Genomic DNA, 17,191 nt, shown 5'->3' on the forward strand with positions numbered 1-17,191 from the left:
AAGGGACGTGCGGCAGCACCGTAATGAACTTAACAAAAAAACGCCGGGCTGGGCCCGGCGTGCTTGTCGCTGAACGATGCCTAGAACTCTTCCCACTCCAGTTCATCGGCTTTTGCTGCTGCGCGTTTCGCCGTTGGTTGCTTCTCGGCGGCAGATTTCTGCGTGAGGGTACCAGAAGATGGAATGGCTCGGGGTTCGTTAACCGTAGCCGGAGGCTGGCTTGTATTTGCCGTGCCATCGGGAAGACGGAAAATCGATACGGCGGTTTCGAGTTGCGCGGCCTGCTCCTCGAGAGAGGAGGCGGCCGCAGCGGCTTCCTCGACCAGCGAGGCGTTCTGCTGAGTCACTTCGTCCATCTGGGTAATGGCCTGGTTGACCTGTTCGATGCCGGAACTTTGTTCCTGAGACGCGCTGGAGATCTCGTCCATGATGTCGGTCACCCGACGCACGGATTCGACGATGTCCCGCATGGTGCCACCAGCGCTCTCAACCAGAGCCGATCCTTGATCGATCTGCGCAGCGGAGGTCTCGATCAGTGCCTTGATCTCCTTGGCGGCGTCCGCACTGCGGCTGGCAAGATTGCGCACCTCGGAAGCCACGACCGCAAAGCCACGGCCCTGCTCGCCGGCCCGGGCTGCTTCCACGGATGCATTCAGCGCCAGAATGTTGGTCTGGAAAGCGATGGAGTCGATGACGCTGATGATGTCGGTAACCTGTTTGGAACTGGCTGTAATACCTTGCATGGTGGTGATGACTTCACCGACAACCTCTCCACCACGGGTAGCGGTAGTGGAGGCCTCTTTGGCTAACGTGCTGCCCTGACGAGCATTGTCGGCGTTCTGCTTCACCGTGGTGGTCAACTCTTCCATGCTGGCAGCGGTTTCTTGAAGCGCCGCCGCCTGCTCCTCGGTTCGGGAAGAGAGATCGGTATTGCCGCTAGCGATTTCCCGCGAACCGATATGAATCGAACCGCTGCTGTTGCGAACCGTCGAGACGGTCTTGGTCAATCCGTTCTGCATGTTGCCCATGGCGGAAAACAACTGTCCGATCTCGTTGCGACCGTAATCCTGGATCTTGTGAGAGAGATCGCCTTGGGCGATGCGCTCGAAGTGCTGCACGGCTTCCTGAAGAGGCGTAATTACGGTGCGGATCATGCCCATGCGGACCAGCAGGACGATGGCGGCGGCTAGTAGCAAGACAACAAGCTCGGCGATTTCGGCGGTATCGGTCTGATTCGCATAGTCCGCCATAAAGGCATTGCCACGTTTGTCGCTATAGTCCATTAGCCCCTGGCTGATTTGGCGAAACTCTTTTTTCATGGCCTCAACTTTCGGAGCCAGGGCACGAAACGCGCTGATATCGCCTTGCTTCAGGGCATCGTGTTGGCGGCCTAGACCCTCGTTGATGAGTTGGTCATAAGCCACCTTTATGTCAGCTTCGAATTGGCGGCCCTGCTCGGAGTCCTTGGGTGTATTCAGGTAACGGGTAAAAAACGTGTCGGCACGCTCGAATGCAACCAAAGATTCAGCAAGGGCTTTCCTGGTGGCCTCAGCCTTGCCACTGTCACTGTCATTAATGAATTGCTGCATGTACAACATCGCATCGGCAATATTGATTCGGGTGCGATTGATCGGTTTGATCAGGTCCGCATTTAGACGATCAATATTAGTGATGGTGCGCTGACCCTGCTGATTGGTGACGTGGCCCATACCCGCCACGCCTAGGATCAACAAGGTGAATAGGCAAAGTACGACGGTCAGGCCGCCCTTAACGGAGAGGTTGTGTAAGAACTGTTTCATACGTTTTTCCTTGCAAGTCTAGCCTGTCGTTCATTCGAAATAAGCGAATCAGCTACAAGAGATCCTAAATAGCGATTGCTACATCGTTTATGGGGAATAAATTTCTTAGAGTTTTGGAAGCGAGTTCGAGCATCACGCTCATCTTGAGCTCATCGATAGAATCGGATAGGTCGCAATTTTCTTTAATAATAAAGTGATTTTTAGTATTTTTTTGATGTTTGTTGTTAATTGCAAAACAGGCGATTATAGGTTGACGAGCCTTCGCAGGCTCATTTGATTCCTGAGTTATTGGCAATGTGCGACGAGGGACACCTTGAGGGGTTGAGGTTTAGGTCGACTTGACGTCTACCCAGCGCAGCACCTCGGAATAGGGATAGGCTTCGAGCTGCGCAAAACCGGCAAGGCTCCGCGCTTTCATCGGAGTGAAGATCGGCATGCTCAGGCCGCATAGGAAATGCGTCAAACGCTCAGGACCGGGTGGCTGGCCTTCACATAGCGCCTGATGGCGCTGGATGAATTCGCCGCACAGGACGGTGAAGCTCTTGTCTTCCAGAGCAGGCAACGGCGGGGGAGTGGGAAGTATTGCCACCTGTCCTAGACACACGGAGCAGTGACCGCACACTCTTGGTGCCTGTTCGTCACCGAAATAAGCGGCCAAACGATGGCTCAAGCAGGTATCATTCTCGAATAGCGCGAGCATGGCGTGAATGCGCTGGATCTCGTTGCGCTCCTGATCCGTGAAGTAGGCGTGCAGGTCGGCACTCAGCGTTGCCATATCCCTATGGTCGGCGCGTATCTCATACACGTCCGTCATCTGCTTGCTTTCAAGCGCAATCCAGCCCTTGTCCTGAAAATAGTCCAGCGCGGTAATGACGCGCTCGCGCCGGGTATCGATATTCTGTTCGATGCCATGCCGATAGAGCGCCTCGAAATCCAGAGTGCACCAGGTCTTGGCCCTAGGAGCGCAATGCTGGATCGCCTCGACGAACCGGGAACGCTCGCCTTCAAAATGGGATGCCAGCGTCTCGGGTTCGATCAGATACTTGAATCGATAGTCCGCGTAATAGGCGTAGCGGGGCGCAATGAGATTGCGCATCTCAAGCTGCACCAGCAGCGTCTTGAGGGGAAGCGGGCGAATGTTGCTCTGCCGGGATAGGGTGTTGAGCATCAGCTCCCATTGATTTTCGCCACGACGGGTGACCGCGGCGATCTCTTCGAGCACTGTGGTAATGCCTGAAGGCTCCGGGGTATCGCCATAGACGAAGTTTTCCAGCACATTGAGACTGTCCCGGTTGGCCAGTACCAGACACTCCGATGGGTCACCGTCCCGCCCGGCGCGGCCGATTTCCTGACTGTAGTTTTCGATGGATTTGGGCAGATCGAAATGCACCACGTTGCGAATGTTGCTCTTGTCGATACCCATGCCGAAGGCAATGGTTGCAACGATGCAGGGAATCTCGCCAGCCATGAAGCGCTGCTGAAGATGGTCGCGCTGTTCATGGGGCAAGCCTGCGTGGTAGGCCTGAGCGACAAGGCCTTGCCGTTGCAGATACGCTGCGACCTGCTGCGCGGTTTTCTGCAGGGTGACGTAGACGATGCTGGGCTGCGGCGTATCGTTTTTAAGCCGGGGTAATAGCCATTTGGCCAGGTGTGTGAGCTTGTCACTGCTTGCCACCGGTTCGACCAGCAGATTGAGGTTAGGTCGGTAGAAACCGGTGGTAACCACATGCTCCGGGGCAATGTCGAAGCGCCTTCGCATATCCGCAATGACGTTGGGTGTGGCAGTGGCGGTCAGCAGCAGCGCTTGAGGAATACCGAACTGTCGCTGGTAATCCGGCAGCTTGAGATAGTCCGGGCGAAAGTTGTGGCCCCATTCGGAAATGCAATGGGCTTCGTCGACCACCAACAGCGAGATCGGCACCTGGGCAATGAAGCGTCGAAAACGCTCGTTCTTCAAACGCTCCACGGAGATCATCAGGATCTTGATCTCGCCGCCTTTGATACCGTTCATTACGGCGCTGGCCTCATCCCGCGTCTGGGCAGAATCGATGCTGGCGGCAGGAATTCCATGGCGTTGCAGAAAGGCCAACTGATCCTGCATCAAGGCAAGCAAGGGCGAGACCACCAGGGTCAAATTCGCAAGATGCTGTGCCGGCAGCTGGTAGCATAGCGACTTGCCGGAGCCGGTGGGAAAGATGGCCGCGGCGGATTGGCCGGCCACCACGGCGGAAATCACCGCTTCCTGCCCTGGGCGAAAGTCGCCGTAACCGAAGGTCTGCTGCAGGGTCTTGTGAATGGCCTGATCGATCATGTTCGGGATAATCTCGCTGACGCTTGCTTGATAAGAGCGCAACAACCATAGCACGCCCGAGATAGTGCGGCGCGGGTCGCGTAGACTGGGCCACATGGCAAAATGACAAGCCCGGGTGACGGCTCAGGCAACCGATTCAGATAACAGGATGAAACGATGCAAACCCTCGATGAACAGCAACGCCAGCGACTGCTACACGGTGTCGATGAAATCGGCCATCAGGTAATGGACGTTTATCGTCGGGATTTCGACGTCGAAACCAAGGCGGACAACAGCCCCTTGACCGAAGCCGATCTGCTCGCCAATCGGCTGTTGACTGCACTATTGCAGGAGGTGCTGCCTGATACCCCGGTGCTGTCCGAAGAAGCGAAGCAGGCAAGCTATGACGTTCGCCGCCACTGGACTCGCTACTGGTTGATCGATCCCATCGATGGCACCAAGGAGTTCGTCAAGCGCAGCGATGAATTCACCATCAACGTGGCACTTATCGAAAATGGCGTGCCGGTCTTTGGCATCGTGCAGGCGCCGGCGTTGCAGCAGACCTGGTGGGGGCAGTCCGGGGTAGGGGCGTTCAAGCGCTCCGGTGGCGAAAGCCATGATATTCAAGCCAGGGTGCTACCCAGCCCTGAACAGACGCGATGGAAGATCGTTGGCAGCCGCTCCCATGGCGCTGCCGCCTTCGAGGCATTCTGCCGTGAGTTGCCGAGCCACGAGCGGGTCAGCATGGGCAGTTCCTTGAAGCTGTGTCTGGTCGCCGAGGGTGTGGCGGATCTCTATCCGCGTCTGGCGCCCACCTGCGAGTGGGATACTGCCGCCGCCCACGGCGTGGTGCTGGCAGCAGGCGGCGATGTGCTGGATGCCAGGACGTTGGAACCCTTGCGCTATAACCGTAAAGAGAGCCTGAAAAATCCCTTTTTCATTGTCTGTAAGGGGTCGGACGAGCGCTGGGTGAAAGCGCTCAAGAACGCGGTATCCCTGATATGAATATAGCGACGAGTGCTTTACACGCCTGTTTCGTAACTAGAGTTTGTGAGCGATAACGCAGATCTTTGTATCATTAGGTAATGAATCTGCGCACTCATGCAGTCACGGGGACAAACTACAGGATACAAGAGCCGTATTTTGATGGATTGAAGAGGCTTGTAACGGCGCACACTGTTGGGTTCAAGCAAACCGTTTATCGAGCCGCCAATGTTCGCCAAAACCCCCGTGGCGTATTCCCTGCGATATTATGAAAAGACGCTGCTCAGCGCCAACCGCTTTCTGGGTCTACCCAACCCGGTTTGGGGGGCGATCATTACATTCATGATCACCCTCACAGGCTGGTTCGCCAGCGGGGTCGAGTTGTCGCGCTTCATTTCCGAGTACGCGGGGCATCTGGCAGTTCTGGCGCTTGTCATCTGGGGCGTACTGAAGTGCATCACCCCGAGCCGACGCCAGCTGAAGCTCGCGGCTCGGTCGGAGCACCAGGCGGAGGTCTTGAGGGTCGCCGAGCTTTATGGCATCGATCCTACCAGCGTGCGCTTCGTCGATAGCGAGGAAGAGCGCCGCATGATCGAAAGCGGAGCGATGCCGTTTACCACTAAACTGCCTTGAGAATTATCCGGCGTTCACACGCCAATCTCGCCGTTGTCTTCTCGCTGGATCACTATCGTCGATGAGCGTGGCCGCACGTTGCTTCCCCCCGGTGCTGCCTGAGTGGCGTCAGTGTCATAGGGCCAGTTGCCCGGATGCTGTACGTTGATGAATAACGAGGTGTGATCCGGCGTCATGGCGAAGCCGGTGATCTCGCAGTCGTTGGGCCCTACCAGAAAACGCTTGAGCAGTTCTTGGCTGCGCTCGTCGATCGTCGTCGCGTAGCCCTCACGACTGGTTACCTGGGAAGGAATGACCGCGAGCATCTGGTCGTTGGTGTAGTCGGCGACGGCGTTATCGCTGTTGTCGGTCTGAATCCAGAGGATGCCGCGAGGATCGAACATCAGACCGTCCGGACTTGCGAACTGATTGTCTTGGGTGAGTGCCGAGCGGTTGATGGTGTCCGGTGCCTTGGCGCTGGCGCCGAATACGAAGATCGTCCAGCGGAAACTGTTGTCGCCAGTCTCGCGCCAGCGAATGATCTGACCGTTTTCGTTGCGTGGGCGCGGGTTGGGGGCGCTGAGCTGATCGATCTCGCGTTTGTCGTTATTGGTCAGTGTCATATAGACGTCGCCGCTGGCGGGATCCACGTTGCCCCATTCCGGCCGGTCCATAGGCGTGGCGCCCACTAGATCGGCGGCCCGGGCGGTGTTGAGGATGATCTCCGGCAGTTCGCCCAATTCCTTGCCCAGGGTGCTGTAATTCTGCTGGGTGGGCGCCTCGGGGGTCAGGGGTAGCCACTGGCCGCTGCCGTCGTCGTTGAAGCAGGCGACATACAATGTGCCCTTGTCCATGTACTTGGCGCCGGTGGCCAGTCGATCTTTCGGATTGGCATCGGCAGGGTCCCAGTTGGCCTTGGAAACGAATTTATAGATGTACTCGAAGCGTGCGTCATGGCCGGAGTAGAACACCACCGGCTTGCCCGGTTCGAGCTTGCCTGGCCAGCAGCCTTCGTGGCGGAAGCGACCCAGGGCGGTGCGCTTGACGGCGCGGCGCTTCACATCGAAAGGATCGATCTCGACGATGTAGCCGAAGGTGCTGGCCTCGTTGCGATAGTCCTGAGTAGCGTCATCGCCACGCGGAGTCAGATCGAAGCGGGCGAATTCGCTCTCTCGCTCGCTGGCGTCTTGGGCGGCGGTTTCCCAGCCATAACGGGACTCCTCCGTGGGCATCCCCAGGCGCTGCTGATCCGCCGGCAGTGTCTCGGCACGATTGATGAAAATATCGGGCCAGTTCTCTTCGCAGGTTAGATAAGTACCCCAGGGCGTGTAGCCGTTGCCGCAGTTATTGTTCGTCCCCCGGGCCTGGGTACCATCCTTTGAAAAGGCAGTCTTGACGTGGTCGGTGCCGGCCATGGGGCCGGCGAGATCCATGACCGTCGCGCTGGTATAACGGCGGTTGAGCGGGTCGTCGCTGAGGACGTGCCACTGGCCGTTCTCCTTGACAATGCGCACCGCGCTGATGCCATGGGCGTTGATTTCCTTGCGTACCTCGTCCGCCGGACGCTTGCCCATCTCGTTACGGGTAGCCCCGTTGGGGTGCAAGGCGTCCTGATCGATGTATTCGTTATTGACCAGAAGCAGCCCGTCGTCGGAGCGCCCGTCGATGGCGAAGAAGTGCATGCCGTCGTGGTGCATGCCCACGGCATTGGCCTGGTCCTGTGCACTGTTACTACCGTCACTCTTCCAGGCGCTGGCTTGCCTATTCAAGGGCGTACCCCAGGGCGCGAGTATCGTCGCGGTATAGCCCTTGGGGACGACCACCGCGTCGGTCTTCGAGCCTGGTACAGGCTCGAAACGTAATTTGATGTTGCGCGCTGCGGCAGACGGGGAGGGTCGTGTCGGGTCGTTGACTGGGGAATCCGCCTGGACCAACCCCAGGTTGCCGAACAGAGTCGAGGCGGCCAGGGCCAGGCCGCCTCGCATGACATGGCGCCGCGACCAATTGCGTTCGAGGATGGAAGAAAATGGCTCGTTGTCACTCGAGTTGTAGCTGGGTTCGTTGTCGAATTCGCTCATGTCCTCTCCTTGAGGTGTGATTTTACAGGCTTTTCGAGCCGATCAGACCATGACCTTAGAGAGCGAGAATGACGATATGGAGACGTCGACATGACAAGTTGATGTCAGTTGTCGGGTAAACCGAGACGCGATTGCGCCAAACGCCGGCGCGCCTCAAGCTTGTCGCTGATGGTCACGTTGTAAGGGCGGGCTTCGACCAGGCTGCGAAGCTCCGGGGGCAGCCGCGAGATGGCGTCGAGGCTCCTCTCGCGCGCTGCGTCGAGAGAGGCCAGGTTCGCATCCTGAAATTCACCCTGGAGCACGATAGGCTGCAACAGGGCAGTGCCGGGGGCTTGTTCATCCCGCAGGGTCAAGTGATCGCAGCGGTAGCTGCCGTCTTCGCGCTGTTCCCGGTAGATCTGCTTGCGACCGGGCAGGGAATGCTTGCCGGGAGAGTGCTTCAGGCGCGGCTCGCCGGCATATTCCGTCAGCTTGTAGGCAAGCTCCAGAGAAGGGGCATCGCTGGAAGCCCCTAGCGACGTGCCGACGCCGAAACCGTCGATGGGCGCGCCGTTGACCACCAGTTCGCGGATGCTGTGTTCGTTCAACCCGCCGCTGACGATGATCTTGATGTTCTGGTGACCCGCGTCGTCGAGTAGCTGTCGGCAGGTCTTGGCCAGCTGTTCCAGATCCCCGGAATCGAGCCGGATGGCGCCAATGTTCAAGTCGGGATCGCGAGCCATGCGCGCAATCAACCCCTTGACCGCCGAAATGGTGTCATAGGTATCCACCAGCAGCGTGGTGCCAGGGTAGCGGCGTGCAAAGGCAATCAGCGCCTCCTCTTCGTCGTCGTGGGCCTGAATATAGCTGTGCGCCATGGTGCCTTGAGCGGATAGGCCGTGGGTCACGGCACCCAGCACATTGCTGGTGCCGGCAAGGCCTGCAATACGATAGGCGCGAACACCGCGTACCGCCGCGTCGATGCCGTGCATGCGGCGCATGCCGAAATCCACCACCCCGCGCCCTTGGGCGGCATTGACCAGTCGGGTGGCCTTGGAGGCCAGTACCGTTTCCAGATGCACGTAGTTCATCAGCAGACTTTCCAGCAGCTGCGCTTCGATAAGGGGCGCCTCGATCTCAAGCAGGGGTTCCTGGGGGAACAGCGGTGTCCCTTCCTGAACCGCATGGATATCACCGCTGAAACGAAAACCGGCCAGCCATTCGAGAAAGTCGTCATCGAAAAGCCCCAGGCCGCGCAGCTTGCCGATCTGTTCTGCACCGAAACGCAGCTGGGTGACCAGCTGCGCCACATGCTGTTGCCCGCAGGCCAGCATGTAATTGCGCCCTTGTGGCAGGGTGCGAAAAAACAGGCTGAAGGTCGCCGTGTCGTTCATGTTTTCGGCCCAATAGGCCTGAATCATGGTCAGCTCGTAGAGATCGACCAGCAAACCAAGATCTTCTGTCTGTACCAGTGCTTCTTGGGGCATCGGGGGAGTGCTCCTTGCGAGTGATGCGTCGTCCGTCTAAAGCTTAGCGTGTTATTTGTCAGCGCTCATGCTGGGTCAACTCCTTCCAAGCTGAATAGGTGCTCAGAAAGACACGCCCGGTCAGGGATTCGATGAGATCGGAGTATTGCAGACGGTCCATCACTGGCCCCTTGACCTCCGCCAGATGCAGGGTGACCTGGGAGTCCTTGAGACGCGAGTTGATCGCCTTGAGGCTTTCCAGCGCCGAGGCGTCGATGAGGTTGACCGCGGAGCAGATCAATACCACGTGATCGATGCCGGGGCGGGTGGCGATCAGATCGTAAAGGGTATCTTCCAGATAGCGGGCGTTGGCGAAATAAAGGCTTTCATCAATGCGTAGAAGCGCCACTTGCGCGCTGGTTTCAACCTGGTGACGAGCCAGGTTGCGAAAATGCTCGGTGCCAGGTACGCGGCCTACCAGGGCGCTATGGGGGCGGCTGGTGCGATAAAGAAATAGCGCAATCGACAGGGCGACACCAGCGAGGATACCAATTTCCACCCCCTCCAGCAGGGTCAATACCAGGGTGGCCAGCAGGGCGGCGAAGTCGCTGCGGGAGTAGCGCCAGGTATGGCGCAGGGCATCAATGTCCACCAGGGTCAGGATCGATACCGTGATGACCGCGGCCAGGGTGGCAATGGGTAGAAATTCGATGAGCGGTGTAAAGAAAAGCGTTACCAGGGTGATGCCCAGCGCTGCCACGACACCCGCGATGGGCGTGCGGGCGCCGGCATCGAAATTGATCACGGTACGTGACAATCCTCCGGTGACCGGCATGCCGCCGGTGAAAGCGGCGGCGAGATTGGAAGCGCCCAGGCCGATCAATTCCTGATCCGGAGAGATGCGTTCGCGTCGTTTGGCCGCCAGCATCTGGCCCATGGAAACAGACTCCACGAACCCCACCACGCTGATCAACAACGCCGGCACCCATAGTTGGCGCCAGAGGGATGCGTCAAAGGTAGGTAACGTCAAGGGCGGTAAACCGCTGGGTATCTCGCCCACCACGGCCACCCCCATCGAGCTGAGATCGAAGTGCCAGCAGGCAAGCGTTGTCAACGCCACCGCATAGACCGGGCCTGCTCGGGTGATCAGGTTGGCGGGTTTGCTCGGCATCCCCACTCTGGCCAGAAGGGTGCCTCCATGGCGTCGCAGTACGATCAAGAGCGTCAGCGTAGCGGCACTGACGGCAATGGTAGGCAAATTGATGTCACTCAGATGCGGGATCAGGCTGCCGATCAGCTTGGGTAGGGTGAAACCCGACGAGTCGATACCCAGCAAATGGGCCAGCTGGCTGGCGGCGATCAAAAGGCCCGAAGCGGTAAGAAAGCCGGAGATCACCGGGTGGCTCAGGAAGTTGGCAAAAAAGCCCAGACGCAGTAATCCCATCACGCTCAACATGAGGCCAGACAGAAACGCCAGAATCAGAGCGGCCTCGACATACTCCGCGGAACCCGGGGCGGCGATGCCGGAAAGCGCCGCTGCCGTCATCAGGGCCAGGATCGCCACCGGGCCCACCGCCAGCGTGCGGCTCGAGCCGAATACCGCATAGAGCAACAGCGGCAGAATACTGGCGTACAGGCCCACCACGGCGGGCAAACCTGCCAGGAGCGCGTAGGCCAAGGACTGGGGAATGACCATGACCATCACGATCAGGCCCGCGATCACGTCGTAAGTGAACAGACTGCGTTGATAATACGGTAGCCAGGTAACAATAGGCAGGTAGCGCTTGAGCATCTACTTCTCACGACGAGAGTGACGAGGGAACATCCATTTTTCCAGGCATGATGAGGGGTTGGCCCAAGGGGTGCAAGAAGCCGTCCAGGTTCTCCGCTGCTACAAGAAAGCGTTGAATGTTTATTGTATCGACGTTCGCGCTTTCCACAGGATTGTTTATGCTGTCTTGAAAAGAACGGCGTTTGTAAATGCAGTGGGACACTGAAGGCCTTTTTAGGGCTTTTTCAGGAAAAGAGTATGCACAATTCGGATCGCCTTGGCTTGGCCATGTTCTTCATGGCCATTGCCTTGCTGGCATTCATTGGCGGCGCTTATATCGCACTAGCCAAAGTGTTCCCTTACGATTATCTCAACAATGCCTACCAGGCAGGCAGAGCGCTTCTCGTTCAGCGCTCGATAGACGACCCTTACACCGAGACCGACCTCTGGCGACCGGCGCGTACCGATGAGCGCGGCGTCACCATCAACGATCCCGAGCAGGCGTATCAAGGCTACACCCTTTACACCTCCGGAGACGGCACCTACGCGCAACTCATCGACATGAAGGGCGATGTGGCCCATCGCTGGGAGTTGCCCTTTAGCGAGGTGTGGCAGGAAACACCCAGTGGTCGGACGCCTCGCCCCGACGATCTGATGTACTGGCGCAAGGCACGCATGCTGCCCAACGGCGATCTCATCGCCATCTACATTGCCGCCAATGACTCCCCCTGGGGATACGGGCTGGTCAAGATCGATCGCGATTCCCAGCTGCTCTGGAGCTACAAGGCGCATGTGCATCACGATCTGGATATCGCCGCGGATGGGCGCATCGTCACCTTGACCCATGATTTCACCGACGAGGAGATCAAAAAATTTCCTCAATTGCCTTCCCCTTGGCTCAACGACTATATGGTGGAACTCGACGGTGACAGTGGTGACGAGCTGAGCAAGACATCATTGCTCCATGCGTTTTTCGACTCTCCCTATGCGGGGATGCTGTATGCAACGCCGCATTTCGGCATTGCGGATCCGATGCATACCAATAGCGTCGAGTATCTCGAGCAGGCCCAGGCGGAGGCCTTTGCGCCGGCTGAAGGCAAGGCCGGGCAGGTCATCCTGTCGTTTCGCCATCCTGGCGCAATCGCATTGGTCGATCCCGAATCCAGCAAGATGAACTGGGCGATTCGCGGGTCATGGATGGGCCAGCACTATGCCCGGGTGCTGGAAAACGGCAACTTCACCTTGTTCGACAATCTGGCCAACTATGAAAAAGGGAATCGATCTCGAATATTGGAAGTGAACCCACAGAGCAATGCCATTGTCTGGTATTACACTGGAAACGATGAGCATCCCTTCGATAGTGGCTTGCGCGGTGCAATCGAAACCTTGCCCAACGACAATCGCCTGATCACCGAATCGGATGGCGGCCGGTTGTTCGAGGTCACGCCCGCAGGCGACATCGTCTGGGAGTTCATCAATCCAGTGCGAGGGGGTGACAAGGATCAGTTCATCCCGGTGGTCTCATCGGCCCAGCGCATCGCTCCTGAACAACTCGGCGCGGATTTTCGTGCCGTTATCGATACCAACAGGAGAACTTCATCATGATGCGTTCAAACAAAGTAGTTGTTACGTCCTTGATATTGACGGCAAGCGTCGTCTTTCCCTTCGCCGCTCAAGCCTATGTGGGCCCTGGTGCGGGGCTGAGTCTATTGAGCGCCCTATGGGGCATCATTGCCGCGATCGGAATCGCCTTGTTCTTCGTTCTGATGTGGCCGATACGACGCATGATACGACGGCGTAAGGAGCGCTTAGCCTCATCGCTCCCGCAATCGACACCCACTACACCATCCCCGCAACCCCAGGTCCAACAGAACCAGCGTGAGGCAAGCCCAACAAGACACTCGTCGGATTCTGTTCCGCCTCCATCGTCCTGATTCGTCGCGAGCCGGTGGGTCGTCAAGCCTTCCTCCCGCCGGCTTGTTTGCCTTCATGACTACACGAATGCACGTATAGGTTCACGGACGCTAGATACGCTGGCTATAGGAGGTTGCATGGGATTGCTCGATCTTCCCGCACCGGTGTTTGCGGCACTGGATGATGGCATGGCCTGGGTGTTGCCGCCGACGCCACGACTGGCGCTGTGGGCCGCGATCGCGGGAACCTGCACGCTGCTTCTTTATCGGGCGCTTTCGCCTCAGGCGCGCATCGGCCGGGCCAAGCGTACGGCGCGTGAGGCTAGACAGCGGTTGAATCGCTTCGATGGTGAGTTTGCCGATGCAGGACCGCTGATCAAGGAACAGTTTGTTGCGGCTTTCAAGCATCTTGGCCTGGTACTGCCTTCCACGCTGCTTTCCATCCTGCCGCTGCTGGCGCTGCTGGTATGGATCGAGACCGCCTATGGCTATACCTATCCCGCCCCAGGGAATACGCCAACCCTAACGACGGTGCCGGGTGAATTTCAAAGCGACTGGATCGGCGAGGGTAAGCCGCCCGAGCAGAACGGTGAGCGATCGCCCTTGCGTCATATTCTAGTGCGCGACGATGAGGGTGTGATAACTGAAGTGGTGCTGACCGCGCCGGTACCGGTAATTGCTCAACGACAGTGGTGGAACTGGCTGGTTGCCAACCCATTGGGTTATCTGCCTGAGAATAGCGCGCTGCGGCGTATCGAAATCGCGCTTCCACAGCAGACATATCTGCCGTTCGGACCACCTTGGGTGCGCTCCTGGATGGTGATCTTCTTTCCAGTGATGTTGATCGTATCGTTGCTGGTCTATCGATGGGCACGTATAGAATGAGCAGCCATAAGAGTGACGATGACTTTTCAGTTCCCACCTGGATGCATGTACTGGGCGGTTGGGTAAACCGACATCCGCGCACCTGGATTCGCCTGGGGAACATGGAAACGCGACTGGTTCAAGAAATGATCGAGGACATACGGGTGGATCGTCCACTCTATGTTGCCGGGCTGGCGCGTTCCGGGACCACGGTGCTCCTTGAGCGTCTGGCCGAGCACCCTGAGGTAGGCACCCATCGCTATGTGGACTTTCCACTGCTCCATACGCCGTACTGGTGGAACCGGTGGCTTTCTCTGGTGCCGCGGGGTAAGGAAGTTGCTCAGGAGCGTGCCCATAAGGACGGTATCGCCGTCACGTCCCAGAGCCCCGAGGCCTTCGAGGAAATGCTTTGGATGACCTTTTTTCCTCATGCTCACGATCCGTCGAAAAGCTCGATTCTTGGGCGCGATGCACAGCATCCGGCATTCGAGCGCTTCTACGACGATCATATCCGCAAGCTACTGGCCATTCACAAGCGAAAGCGCTACGCAGCCAAGGGCAACTATAATCTGGCACGACTGGGTTATCTGCATCGTCTTTACCCCGATGCTCGCTTTCTGCTGGCAATTCGTTCGCCGGTCGGACACATTGCCTCGCTGATGAAACAGCAGGCGCTTTTCGCCTGCGGCGAAGCCCATAATCCCCGTGCACTGGAGCACATGCGCCGAGTAGGGCACTTCGAGTTCGGTCTTGACCGCCGTGCCATCAATGTGGGCGATGACGCGCTTGCCAGCAAGATCGAAACGCTCTGGCGTGAAGGGTACGAGGTGGAAGGATGGGCGCGTTACTGGGCAGAACTCTATCGCCATGTGGCTGACACGCTAGAGGCGGCTCCCTCTCTACGCGAGGCTTGCCTGGTTCTGCGCTATGAGGATCTATGCAATCAACCGATGCAGACCCTGACGAAGGTTTACGCCCACTGTCAGCTTGACGTCGATCCATCGGCACTCGCGCAGGCGGCGGCGGGGCTACATTTTCCCACCTACTACCAACCGCGCTTCAGTGACCAGGAGATGACGATGATCAAGGACATGACAAAGGAGACGGCTGCACGCTTTGGCTACGACGAATAAGCGTTATTTACATTCCCAAGATCTAATTAAAAATACTTTGTTTTTTGCATAAAACCTGCTCAAGGATTCCCCCCCCAAGCCGTTAAATACGGTAACAGATAGTAACTCACTATAAGCCGACACTCGCCGTGAATTGTTCACGGCGCCATAACGACGGACAGGCAAGGGCAAGCCCTGCTGGAGCCGCAACCAAGTGCAAACGGCACCAACGCAGGGGAATGGGAATATGTCAAATGGAAGGCCCTTGGCCTTGCTTCAGGAATCGCTATTGGGTAAATCGGCGGCGGAAGTATTGACGCGTGAGGCGTTGACCGCCGAGCTGGAAGACGCCGGTCGCAATCTGGCGGGACCATTGCACCGATTGACGGATTCCTCGGATGAGTCTGGACGTATCGACGCGAATGCCGCCAATATGCTCCAGCGCATGCATGAGCCGTTGATGAGACTTCGCGCCTGGGCATTGATGAGTGAGTCCGATGACGCGGTGACTATCGATCCCGCCGTACTCGAGGATTTCATTCATCTTGTTGCCATGGCGCGGAGTCTGGCGGAATTTCATGCCACAACCGGCCCGCAGCGCTTGATGCATCTCATTGGTCTGGCTCAAGTACGTACGCGTCTGGAAGCCCATGTCGGGCTGACGCCGGCTATCGATATCCCCCTGCCAGCCAAGGCCCCGGGGCTGAATATTGTCGAAATTGCCGCCGTGTGTGGTCTCAAGCTGACGACCGTACGTAACGCTGTCTCACGCAGAGAGATGCCCTACGCCAAGAATGAAGGTGTCGCCCTCGACGATGTTCTCGATTGGATGGTGCAGCGCAGCGGGTTCCTCTACTCTCACATCAATGCCACGACTTTGAATCGACGCATCAACGGACGACTCGTCAACGAAGAACTAAAACGTAGCAAAGCGGTGGAGTTCGAACGTTGCATCAGTCGTCTGCGTCTTTCATTGTGGCGTATGCGCAAAGGAGAAAGGCGTCTGGCGCTCAATGCCGAAGGCGTCCGTAATTGCGTTCTGCTGCTGCCGGTCATTGCCCCGGAACTCATTGCGGACTTGGGGCTGGAGCAATTGGAGGATCGAAGCGACGATCCTGCCGCCTCGATGCATCGTGAAGCACTCGGCCTGTCGTCTGGAGAAACCCTATGGCAGTGCCATGTGCCGACCCTGGGCATACTTGAGAAGCTGCTTGAGCGCTTAAGCCAGTGAGAATAGCGCTGATCCAATTTATGGATCAGCGTGCCGTGGCTGTACTGGTGCGGGAGCGGCCCTGCCAGGCGGCATAGGAATACATCGCCAGGCCGATCCAGATCATCACGAAAGTGACCAGTTGGATCGGCCTCAGTGGCTCCTCGAAGACCAGCAAGGCTATGAAGAATTGAATGGTAGGGTTGATGTACATCAGAAATCCTATCGTTGCCAGGCGCAGGCGATGAGTCGCGCCGGCAAAGGCGATCAACGGCAGGGCCGTCACCACGCCGCTGGCCATGAGCAGCAGATTGGCCTGTGCATCACCGATCATGAAGTGGGAGTAGCCCGCGTTGATGAGCCAGAATAGCGCGATGAGCGCCACGGGCAGCAACAACAGCGTCTCGACGAATAGTCCCGTCACCCCGTCCAGGGGTACCTGCTTGCGGAACAGACCATAGGTCCCAAAAGAGAGCGCCAGGCATAATGTAATCCAGGGCAGTTCGCCCAATACCACCAGCTGAATGACGATAGCCAGTGTCGCCAATCCAACCGCCATGCCCTGTAGAAGCCGCATGCGCTCCTTGAGTATCAACATCCCTAGCAGCACATTGACCAGAGGTGTCAGAAAATAGCCAAGGCTTGCTTGAAAGACATGGCGTGTTTCCACTGCATAGATATAGATGCCCCAGTTCAACGCAATCAATACCGCACAGGCGAGTACTCGTCCCAGGCGTTGTGGGTGCCTGAGTGCGCCGAGCACCGGTGACCAGCGGCGCAGCACCGTTACCAGCAGGGCCAGAAACAGGCAGGACCAGATCACCCGATGGACGAGCACTTCCCAAGCCGGAACCCCCTCGAAAAGCGCAAAGAACAGCGGGAAGCAACCCCACCACAAATAAGCGAAAAGGCCCAGAAGGACGCCACGAGTGACTTCCTTGTCAGGCTGTAGGGGCAGGCTCATGATCGGTCGTGTCCTCCTTGTTGGTTAACGCGCTAATCTAACACACTCCCCATACGCAATGGACTGTATGTATCCGCGATGTTTCTTAATGGGGGGAAGAAGGCATTCAGGCTGCAGACCCTTGCTTACTCAGTTAGTCTTATGGACAG

12 protein-coding genes are annotated in these 17,191 nt (G+C 57.7%); 6 read left to right on the top strand and 6 right to left on the bottom strand.

What is annotated here, in order from left to right; translation table 11 throughout:
• Positions 1 to 80: 80 nt before the first annotated feature.
• Both H7850_RS16540 and H7850_RS16550 read right to left on the bottom strand, forming a co-directional pair.
• Entirely contained in the window at positions 81 to 1,799 is a 1,719-nt protein-coding gene (locus tag H7850_RS16540; protein ID WP_319799295.1) for a methyl-accepting chemotaxis protein, read from the bottom strand.
• 328 nt (positions 1,800 to 2,127) lie between these two features.
• Positions 2,128 to 4,110 (bottom strand): ATP-dependent DNA helicase RecQ, encoded by a 1,983-nt coding sequence (locus tag H7850_RS16550; RefSeq protein WP_227370659.1) that lies wholly within the window; start codon positions 4,108 to 4,110, stop codon positions 2,128 to 2,130.
• Positions 4,111 to 4,266: 156 nt separating this feature from the next.
• Here H7850_RS16550 and cysQ point away from each other — a divergent pair, with 156 nt between their 5' ends.
• Positions 4,267 to 5,094: a 3'(2'),5'-bisphosphate nucleotidase CysQ gene (cysQ, locus tag H7850_RS16555; protein ID WP_227370586.1), complete on the top strand. Its 828-nt coding sequence runs from the start codon at positions 4,267 to 4,269 to the stop codon at positions 5,092 to 5,094.
• A gap of 207 nt (positions 5,095 to 5,301) precedes the next feature.
• Positions 5,302 to 5,706, top strand: coding sequence for a hypothetical protein (locus tag H7850_RS16560; protein ID WP_227370587.1), 405 nt, complete (start codon positions 5,302 to 5,304; stop codon positions 5,704 to 5,706).
• Positions 5,707 to 5,720: 14 nt separating this feature from the next.
• Here H7850_RS16560 and H7850_RS16565 read toward each other — a convergent pair whose 3' ends face one another.
• The 3 genes from H7850_RS16565 to H7850_RS16575 form a co-directional block, all read right to left on the bottom strand.
• Positions 5,721 to 7,763, bottom strand: coding sequence for a PhoX family protein (locus H7850_RS16565; RefSeq protein WP_227370588.1), 2,043 nt, complete (start codon positions 7,761 to 7,763; stop codon positions 5,721 to 5,723).
• A 104-nt stretch (positions 7,764 to 7,867) separates the two neighbouring features.
• Positions 7,868 to 9,229, bottom strand: a complete 1,362-nt coding sequence (locus tag H7850_RS16570) for a nicotinate phosphoribosyltransferase (RefSeq protein WP_227370589.1) — start codon at positions 9,227 to 9,229, stop codon at positions 7,868 to 7,870.
• A gap of 58 nt (positions 9,230 to 9,287) precedes the next feature.
• On the bottom strand, positions 9,288 to 11,000 hold the full coding sequence (locus tag H7850_RS16575) for a SulP family inorganic anion transporter (RefSeq protein ID WP_227370590.1): 1,713 nt from the start codon (positions 10,998 to 11,000) through the stop codon (positions 9,288 to 9,290).
• Between the two features lie 237 nt (positions 11,001 to 11,237).
• On the opposite strand from H7850_RS16575, the gene H7850_RS16580 reads away from it, so the two are divergent.
• From H7850_RS16580 to H7850_RS16595, 4 genes are all read left to right on the top strand, one after another.
• The gene (locus H7850_RS16580; RefSeq protein ID WP_227370591.1) at positions 11,238 to 12,584 is read left to right on the top strand and encodes an arylsulfotransferase family protein; all 1,347 of its coding nucleotides are present in this window, start codon (positions 11,238 to 11,240) and stop codon (positions 12,582 to 12,584) included.
• A 446-nt stretch (positions 12,585 to 13,030) separates the two neighbouring features.
• Positions 13,031 to 13,777: a hypothetical protein gene (locus H7850_RS16585; RefSeq protein ID WP_227370592.1), complete on the top strand. Its 747-nt coding sequence runs from the start codon at positions 13,031 to 13,033 to the stop codon at positions 13,775 to 13,777.
• Entirely contained in the window at positions 13,774 to 14,889 is a 1,116-nt protein-coding gene (locus tag H7850_RS16590) for a sulfotransferase family protein (protein WP_227370593.1), read from the top strand. Before H7850_RS16585 ends, H7850_RS16590 begins: the two co-directional genes overlap by 4 nt.
• Before the next feature lie 244 nt (positions 14,890 to 15,133).
• Complete coding sequence (locus H7850_RS16595) at positions 15,134 to 16,099, top strand: hypothetical protein (protein WP_227370594.1); 966 nt, start codon at positions 15,134 to 15,136, stop codon at positions 16,097 to 16,099.
• A 25-nt stretch (positions 16,100 to 16,124) separates the two neighbouring features.
• On the opposite strand, the gene rarD is transcribed toward H7850_RS16595, so the two are convergent.
• The gene (gene rarD, locus H7850_RS16600) at positions 16,125 to 17,042 is read right to left on the bottom strand and encodes an EamA family transporter RarD (RefSeq protein ID WP_227370595.1); all 918 of its coding nucleotides are present in this window, start codon (positions 17,040 to 17,042) and stop codon (positions 16,125 to 16,127) included.
• Positions 17,043 to 17,191 lie beyond the last annotated feature (149 nt).

The sequence above is a fragment of the Halomonas sp. M20 genome (assembly GCF_020622265.1).
Classification (GTDB): domain Bacteria; phylum Pseudomonadota; class Gammaproteobacteria; order Pseudomonadales; family Halomonadaceae; genus Modicisalibacter.

Coding starts and splice junctions, on each gene's coding strand:
- H7850_RS16540 (WP_319799295.1), bottom strand. CDS start 1,799: ATGAAACAGTTCTTACACAACCTCTCCGTTAAGGGCGGCCTGACCGTC.
- H7850_RS16550 (WP_227370659.1), bottom strand. CDS start 4,110: ATGATCGATCAGGCCATTCACAAGACCCTGCAGCAGACCTTCGGTTAC.
- cysQ (WP_227370586.1), top strand. CDS start 4,267: ATGCAAACCCTCGATGAACAGCAACGCCAGCGACTGCTACACGGTGTC.
- H7850_RS16560 (WP_227370587.1), top strand. CDS start 5,302: ATGTTCGCCAAAACCCCCGTGGCGTATTCCCTGCGATATTATGAAAAG.
- H7850_RS16565 (WP_227370588.1), bottom strand. CDS start 7,763: ATGAGCGAATTCGACAACGAACCCAGCTACAACTCGAGTGACAACGAG.
- H7850_RS16570 (WP_227370589.1), bottom strand. CDS start 9,229: ATGCCCCAAGAAGCACTGGTACAGACAGAAGATCTTGGTTTGCTGGTC.
- H7850_RS16575 (WP_227370590.1), bottom strand. CDS start 11,000: ATGCTCAAGCGCTACCTGCCTATTGTTACCTGGCTACCGTATTATCAA.
- H7850_RS16580 (WP_227370591.1), top strand. CDS start 11,238: ATGCACAATTCGGATCGCCTTGGCTTGGCCATGTTCTTCATGGCCATT.
- H7850_RS16585 (WP_227370592.1), top strand. CDS start 13,031: ATGGGATTGCTCGATCTTCCCGCACCGGTGTTTGCGGCACTGGATGAT.
- H7850_RS16590 (WP_227370593.1), top strand. CDS start 13,774: ATGAGCAGCCATAAGAGTGACGATGACTTTTCAGTTCCCACCTGGATG.
- rarD (WP_227370595.1), bottom strand. CDS start 17,042: ATGAGCCTGCCCCTACAGCCTGACAAGGAAGTCACTCGTGGCGTCCTT.